This window comes from Pseudomonas sp. P5_A12, from assembly GCF_056400685.1.
The window spans coordinates 1-4,896 of the sequence record NZ_JBFUKU010000355.1; the positions used below are offsets into that span (position 1 = coordinate 1).

3 protein-coding genes and 1 pseudogene are annotated in these 4,896 nt (G+C 57.1%); all 4 read right to left on the bottom strand.

The features are described from left to right. Nucleotides 1–834 (bottom strand): annotated as a pseudogene (locus tag AC1DSG_RS27660) (hypothetical protein); the annotation flags it as partial. Nucleotides 835–909: 75 nt separating this feature from the next. Further along, nucleotides 910–2,058, bottom strand: a complete 1,149-nt coding sequence (locus AC1DSG_RS27665) for an iron-containing alcohol dehydrogenase (RefSeq protein WP_477793720.1) — start codon at nt 2,056–2,058, stop codon at nt 910–912. A 182-nt stretch (nt 2,059–2,240) separates the two neighbouring features. Continuing rightward, nucleotides 2,241–3,614: a sigma-54 interaction domain-containing protein gene (locus AC1DSG_RS27670; protein WP_477793721.1), complete on the bottom strand. Its 1,374-nt coding sequence runs from the start codon at nt 3,612–3,614 to the stop codon at nt 2,241–2,243. Between the two features lie 188 nt (nt 3,615–3,802). Next, nucleotides 3,803–4,717, bottom strand: a complete 915-nt coding sequence (locus AC1DSG_RS27675; RefSeq protein WP_477793722.1) for a LysR family transcriptional regulator — start codon at nt 4,715–4,717, stop codon at nt 3,803–3,805. Between the last annotated feature and the right edge of the window lie 179 nt (nt 4,718–4,896).

Here is a 4,896-nt window from a genome sequence, read left to right on the forward strand (position 1 = left end):
GAGCACGTCGCCAAAGACAATGATGTACACCGCCAGCATGGTCGGCAGCGCGGAGATGAACATCGACAGCGGCGGCATGCCCAGACCGAACACGGTGTAGTTGCTCCACAGCCCGGCGAAATCCGGTTTGCTGATGCCCCACTGAATGGTTGGCCATGGCGCTTCACCGAACAGCGGCGCAATCACCACCGCCAACAAAATGATTGGCAAGATGCCGAGTTTGGCGAAGTTCCACCAGAAGCGGTTGCGTTGCTTCAGTTCGTTGAAGTGCTGGGAGAAGATCAGATAGAAGGCGATGCCGACCGCAATCGAGATGGTCCACGGCAGCACATTGAATTTTCCGCCGACCTGAAACACCGCGATCACCGCACTCAAGCCAGCACCGACGATAATCCCGGACTTGATCGCCGAGGGCACGTATTCCACGACCTTCTTCGCCATCCCGGTCGCCCCTAGCGCAATCGAGAAAACCCCCAGCATCAACTGAAAGGCAATCAAGGCGTGGACACGCTCCGGGCCCATGGGAAATTGCGCGCAGTAAGCCATCAACAACGGCACTGCCGGGGTGATCCAGCCAGGTACGGTTGGGTCGCCGAGCAAATGGTGCGCGAGATAGAGCAAGCCGTTGAGCATCACGACGGCCAGCGCGACCTCAAATGGCATGCCGAGCAATTCGKTCATCAGCGGAATGGCGGCCAGGTCCACGGCACACATCAACAAGCCTTGCAGGTAGTCCGGCAGCTCGAATTTATAGTGAATGAACGGTAACCGGACCTTGAAAGGGCCCAGCGGGATGTAAGGGCTTTCGCTCCGCTGCGCAGGAGTGTTGGACATTGGGTGTACCTGTTTTATTGGTCTTGTAATGGCAGACGCCCGAACCGGCAGGCCGGGCATCGTGGCTTTTCGGGATCAGTAGGCTGCGCGGTAGATTTTTTCGATATCGGTGGCGGTCAGCTTGCGCGGGTTGTTGCGCATCAAACGCTCGATCTTGCTGGCCTCTTCGGCCATCGCCGGGATGGCATCCTCAGGCACGTTGAAGCTGCGCATCCCGGACGGAATCTCCACAGCCGCGCACAGATCCGCCATGGCTTTGACTGCCTGATCCGCCGCATCCTTGTCGTTCAGGTCGGCGACGCGCACGCCCATGGCTTCGGCGATATCACGGAAGCGCTCGACGCAGGCCATCTTGTTCCACTCCATCACATACGGCAGCAGCAACGCGTTGCTGACACCGTGGGCAATGTTGAAACGTCCGCCCAATGGATACGCCAGCGCATGCACTGCGCCCACCCCTGCGTTGCCAAATGCCATGCCGGCCATCAGGCTGGCGGTGGCCATGTCTTCCCGGGCCTGGAGGTTGGACGGATTGGCATAAGCCTTGGGCAGTGCCTTGGCGATCAGCTTGATCGCGCCCAGCGCGATGGCATCGGTGATGGGCGAAGCATTGACCGAAAGATAGGACTCGACCGCATGCACCAGCGCGTCGACACCACTGGCCGCCGTCACACTACGTGGGCAAGTCAGGGTCATGATCGGGCTGACCAGCGCTACGTCGGGCAGCAGGTAGTCGCTGACAATGCCTTTCTTCAACTGCGCTTGCTTGTCAGAAAAGATTGCCACGTTGGTGACTTCCGAACCCGTGCCAGCGGTCGTCGGAATGGCAATCAGCGCAGGACCTTTGCGTTTCACCAGATCGACACCGAACAGTTCGGCCAGCGGGCCTTCATGACCGGCAAACGCCGCGACACCCTTGGCGATGTCGATAGCGCTGCCGCCACCCAGACCGATCAGCCCGTCGTGACCGCCCTCGCGATAGGCGCGAGTGCAGTCCTCGACAATGGCAATTTCAGGCTCCGGTTTGACTTGGTCGAAGATGCCGTAACGACGGCCACCCAGTTGCGCCAGCGCCAGATCGACGGTGCCGGACTTGACCAGGATGGCGTCGGTGACGATCAACGGGTTGTTGACGTTGAGGCGAGTCAGTTCGGCCGCAAGCTGCTCGATAGCGGCTTGACCGGTGATCAATTTGTTGGCGATTTTGAAGGCAGAGATGCTCATCGGGCTCGTCCTGTGTGCGTTGTTTTATTGGAAGACGTGCCGAATGAGATAGCGAAAGGTGTGCCAATTCGCGCAAAGCCTTGTGGCATGGACCTTCTAGCGATTCACAGAAAGTTTGAAGGGAGTTGACCGGTCAGTCTCGATTAGTTTTCTGATCGATTTTATAGGGGTTGATTGAAATCCTAATCAGAATGTTCCCAGCGCTTCATCTTCTGCACCACGGTTGCCTGACTCACGCCCAACGCTTTGGCCGCCAAGCGAGTGGTCTTGTGCACCTGCAACGCGGCACGAATGGCCCCACGCTCGGCGTTCTCCAGCACCTTACGTAGTGGCAGACGGCTGTCGTCAGTTTTCTGCGGATTGAGGTTGAGGATCTCCTCGGGCATATCCAGCGCCTCGATGGTCCCGGTCTGATTGGTCACCACCAGCCGCTCGACGATATTGATCAACTCGCGGATGTTGCCGGGCCAGGCGTACTCGCACATCAGATCGAGGGCTTCGAGGCTCCATTGCACCTGGCGTTGATAACGGACATTGAAGCTGTCGAGGTAGTAATGCAGCAGTGGCGGGATTTCCTCACTGCGCTCGCGCAGCGCCGGAATGTTGATCGGCACCACGTTGAGCCGGTAATACAGGTCGGCGCGAAAACGTCCTTCTGCCACCAACTGTTTGAGGTTGTGGTGGGTGGCGCTGATGATGCGTACATCGACCTCCTTCAGCTCCAGACCACCGACCGGGATGAAGCGGTTTTCTTCGATGACCTTGAGCAGTTTGACCTGCACCGGAAGTGGCAAATCACCGATTTCGTCGAGAAACAACGTGCCGTGGTGTGCCAGTTCCAGTAGGCCGCGTTTGCCCTTCGGGCCCGCGCCTGTGAACGCGCCCGGCGCATAGCCAAACAGCTCGGCTTCGATCAGATTCTCGGGCAGTGCACCGCAGTTGAGCGCGAGAAATGGCTCGCTGGCACGCGGACTGGCGTTGTGGATGAATTGCGCAACGAGGGTCTTGCCGACGCCGGTTTCGCCCTGAAGCAGGACTTTCACCGAGCTACTGGCAACCTGTCGGGCCAAAGCGAAGGCCGGGCCGGAAATTTCCTGATTTGCCATCAGCTGCGAATGCAGGAGGTTGTCTCGCTGGCCAGCATGTAGTTTGGCGGTGCTGTTGCGCAGTTGCTTGAGTTGCTGCAGTTCATCGCGCTCGTGTTTCATGCGCAACAGTTCAGTCATGTCGCGTACCGTGCTGACGACATAGGAAATACGGTGTTGCGGGTCGAGAATCGGAGTGGCGCTGACCAACAATTTCTTGCCCTGACTCAGGCTCTGCATCACCGACACCGGCCGGCCTTCCTGCAACACGCGCAGTGACGCCGATTGCGAGATGACGCCTTCCTTGACGAGTTCCTGCATGGGGCGGCCGATGAGATCAGCACCACTGAGTCCGGTCAGACGCTCATAGGCATGATTGACTTTCAGCGTCATGCCGTCGCCATCGGTGATGTAGACGCCGTCATGCAACGCGTTGAGCAACTCTTCAAAACCGGCGTCGTTGACGTTCACCGAGGGGCTCCGTGCGTGCGTGGGTGGGGGAGGGGTGAAGTCTAAACGTTGTGGCGAGGTGATGCCGAGCGATGTTTGTCCGGCAGGCTTTTATAGAATTGACCGGGCTTTTCGTCCGGATATACCGATTGTAAAAAAGCAAGCCGGGTATGGTTTCCAGCTTTCTTTTTTCAGTAAGTGCCTGGATTTCACAAGCCGTCTTCAGGTTTTTCTGCATATTTAATCCAGGTATCAAGCTCTGTAACCATTTTGTTGACCTCACTGTCTTCCCGTTCCGATGGCCGGATAATTGCGTTCCAGGCGATGTCCAGCCCTTCATTCAGGGCTGCCCACGCAAGCTCCCCACGCTCAAGGCTGGGGGTCACCAAATCGCGTTGCAATATGCTGATTCCGTATCCCGAGCGAACCAGTTCGACGATGGCTTCGATCAACTCCACCGTGATCATACGGCGCGGCAAGATGCTGGCGGGGGCGAAGAACCGATCATATTCCCAACCACTTGCGCGATCAGTTGAGTAGGTCACCAGGTTGTAGGTTTTGAAGTCTTCGGCATAAATGTTTTTCCTTCCTGCAAGGGGATGATCGGTTGCCATGATCGCAATCAAGTCGTCCCGAAAGAGGGGCAGTTTTGCTACACCACTCGGCACCATGCCGTCATCGATAATGGACACATCAAGCCTTCCTTGCATCAGGCTCGCGTAAACGTCATTACGAGGTACGGTCACCAGTGTTATTTCAATGTCTGGCCGAAGGCTCGAGTAATGCTTGATGAATTTCGGAATCCAGCGAAACGGGCCGTAGGAGGTGACGCCCATACGCACAAAAGCCGTTACGCCTCCGGCCATCGATCTGGCTTCAGACTCGGCTTCATTCAGTATCGCAATGATGTCTTTGGCCGCCCGTTCCAGGCGTACGCCGGCAGGGCTGAGTCTCAGTTTTCCGCCTGATCTCTCCGTCAGGCTCACACCTAGCCGCCGCTCGGCTTCGCGTATGCGATGACTGACGGCCGAAGGTGTCAGCCATAAGCGCTCGGCAACCGCCGTTATCGAATCGACTTCCGAGAGGGTTTGCAACATCACAAGGTGATCCAGCGTGAGTCTCATGGCGAGCGACCTGAAAATAATTCACAAAATTGCGTAAAATTATGAGCGTGACTTGATTTTGGTGCCGATGCAATCTGAATCCAGCAGATCCACCGGAGACCAATAAAAATGACTACCCTGCCTTTCACACCTGCGCTAACCCTGGGCGATATCATCGATCTAGAGCGCTACCCTATTAC

Bases quoted from the DNA above. Each gene is read 5' to 3' on its own strand.
- AC1DSG_RS27675 (WP_477793722.1), bottom strand. From the start codon at position 4,717: ATGAGACTCACGCTGGATCACCTTGTGATGTTGCAAACCCTCTCGGAA.
- AC1DSG_RS27665 (WP_477793720.1), bottom strand. From the start codon at position 2,058: ATGAGCATCTCTGCCTTCAAAATCGCCAACAAATTGATCACCGGTCAA.